Origin of the sequence: Streptomyces sp., from assembly GCF_031178505.1 — a bacterium.
Classification (GTDB): Bacteria; Actinomycetota; Actinomycetes; order Streptomycetales; family Streptomycetaceae; genus Streptomyces; species Streptomyces gulbargensis.
Genome location: NZ_JAPSIW010000927.1, coordinates 1 through 2,348 on the forward strand (window position 1 = coordinate 1; position 2,348 = coordinate 2,348).

The 2,348-nt window shown below is 73.3% G+C and carries 2 protein-coding genes and 1 pseudogene; 2 read left to right on the forward strand and 1 reads right to left on the reverse strand.

Annotated features, from left to right (window positions below):
* Both RIF68_RS34585 and RIF68_RS34590 read left to right on the forward strand, forming a co-directional pair.
* The coding region (locus tag RIF68_RS34585) for an ATP-binding protein (RefSeq protein ID WP_309055457.1) at positions 1-609 on the forward strand (609 nt) is incomplete at its 5' end.
* Positions 606-1,925 carry a DUF3500 domain-containing protein gene (locus tag RIF68_RS34590; RefSeq protein ID WP_309055459.1) on the forward strand — a complete coding sequence of 440 codons (1,320 nt, stop codon included), beginning with the start codon at positions 606-608 and terminating at the stop codon, positions 1,923-1,925. The genes RIF68_RS34585 and RIF68_RS34590, both read left to right, overlap by 4 nt.
* Before the next feature lie 16 nt (positions 1,926-1,941).
* On the opposite strand, the pseudogene RIF68_RS34595 reads toward RIF68_RS34590, so the two are convergent.
* Positions 1,942-2,112 (reverse strand): annotated as a pseudogene (locus RIF68_RS34595) (peptidase); the annotation flags it as partial.
* Between the last annotated feature and the right edge of the window lie 236 nt (positions 2,113-2,348).

Consider the following 2,348-nt stretch of genomic DNA (forward strand, 5'->3'; position numbering starts at 1 on the left):
GACGAGGGACGGCCGCTGGAGGCGGTGGAGGTCGACCTGGCCACCCTCGTCGCGGAGGCGGTGTGGGACGCGCGGGCGGCGGGCGCCGGCCACGACTGGCGGCTGGCGCTGCGCGTGGCCGGCCCGGCCCTGGTGACCGGCGACCCGGCCCGGCTCACCCAGGTCGTCGCCAACCTGCTCGCCAACGCCCGCGCGCACACCCCGCCCGGCACCCGGGTCGACGTCACCGTGGAGGCGACGCCCGCGGGCACCCGCCTGGTCCGGGTCCGCGACGACGGCCCCGGCATCCCGCCCGCCCTGCTCCCGTCCGTCTTCGAACGCTTCACCCGCGCCGACTCCTCCCGCTCCCGCAAGCCGGGCGAGGGCGGCGGCTCCGGGCTGGGGCTGGCCATCGCCGACGCGATCACCCGCGCGCACGGGGGCCGGGTCACCGTCGAGAGCAGGCCCGGCCGTACGGAGTTCACGGTGACGCTGCCGGGCGCCGCCTCCCTGTCGAACGCCTGTGAATGTCCGGCGGCTTCAGCCGAGCCTCAGCTCCGCGGACCAGGGTTGCGATCAGGCGGCCTGCCGCAGGGGCGGGCCGGTTCTGAGAGGAGCCAGCGACGATGACCGAGCTCGACACCGGGGAGCAGCCGCAGCGGGAGACGGGCCGCAGGGCAGCGCACGCGGACCGCCGTTCCTTCATGCGCAAGGTCTTCTTCGCGTCCGGCGCCACGGCCGTGGCCACGATGGGCGGCGCCGGCGCCTGGGCGGCTCTGGCCGACGACACCACCACGGCCGACGCCACGGCCTCGCCCTCCGCCGCGCCGAGCGGCGACCCGGGCGCGGGCGCGGGCGGACCCGGCAACCAGACCGTCACCGAGGACTTCTTCGGCCTGACCACCGACGGCAAGCGGATCGACGACCTCTACTCGATCCACTCCACCAAGGTCGCCACGGCCCCCGTCATCGCGGCCGCGGAGGCCTTCCTGGCCGGTCTGACCGACGACCAGAAGACGTCGACGCAGTACACCGTGCACTCCACCGAGTGGCGGATGTGGAGCAACGTGGACGGCTATGCGCGCCAGGGCGTCTCCCTCGCCGACCTGACCGATGAGCAGAAGGCGCTGGGCACCGCCCTGCTGAAGGCGGCGCTCAGCGCCGACGGCCTGGAGACGACGGAGAAGATCCGCCAGATCAACCAGGCGGCCGGCGAGGCCATCGGCAACACGGACGCCTTCAACGAGGACGCCTACTACTGGACCGTGATGGGCACCCCGTCGGCCACCGAGCCCTGGGGCTTCCAGTTCGACGGCCACCACCTGGTCATCAACTACTTCGTGCTGGGCGACCAGGTCGTCATGAGCCCCTGCTTCTGGGGCTCGGAGCCGACCGAGATGGAGATCGACGGGACCACCGTGAAGGTCTGCCACGAGGAGGTCGAGGCGAGCCTCGCCTTCATCAACTCCCTCAGCGCGGCCCAGCGGACGACCGCCATCGCCTCCGACACCAAGACGTCCGAGTCGATGAAGGCCGGCGCCTTCTCCGACAACGCGGTCCAGGCGTACGAGGGCCTGCGCTGCAACACGCTGACCGCCGCCCAGCGCGCCAAGCTCCTCGCCGTCGCCGGGGCGTTCGTGAACCGCGCCAAGGCGGACGCCGCGGCGGTCCGGATGGCCGAGATCACCCAGCACCTCGACGACACCTACGTCACCTGGGCCGGCGGCATCGCCGACGACTCCGCCTTCTACGTCCGGGTGCAGAGCCCCGTCGTCTGGATCGAGGTCGACTGCCAGGGCCCCGGTCCCCTCGGCGGCGCCTACGACTCCACCCAGGGCACCCCGACCCAGCTGCACGTGCACTCGATCATCCGCACGCCCAACGGCAACGACTACGGCCGGGAGCTGCTCCGCCAGCACTACCTGACCTCGCCGCACCACAACTGACGCCCCCGGCGGCGGCCTACGGCTGCCCGTAGGCCGCCACCATCAGCGCCTGCGCCACCGCGTTCATGCCCTCGCCCTTCGCGTCGGTGGAGTTGACGCCGTACACCAGGGTGCGGGAGCCGTCACGGGTGGCGGAGACGGCCGCGTTGTAACCCCACCGGCCACCGGTCTTGCGGTGTACACGGCGACAAGCCCGGCGTACGGCAGCGGCTGCCCGGGGCCGTCCACCGTCAGGCCGTACAGACCCGTGGCCGTCAGGACCGCGAGCAGGACGGTGACGGGGGCGCGCCGACGCCAGGCCAGCGGCGGCACGGCGAGCGAACTCACCGCGTACGCCGTCCAGGTTCCAGGGGACGGGCGAGGGTCAGCGGCCGAAGACCAGGTGGGCGCGGCCGAGGTCGAGGAAGACCGTCTCGCCGGTGG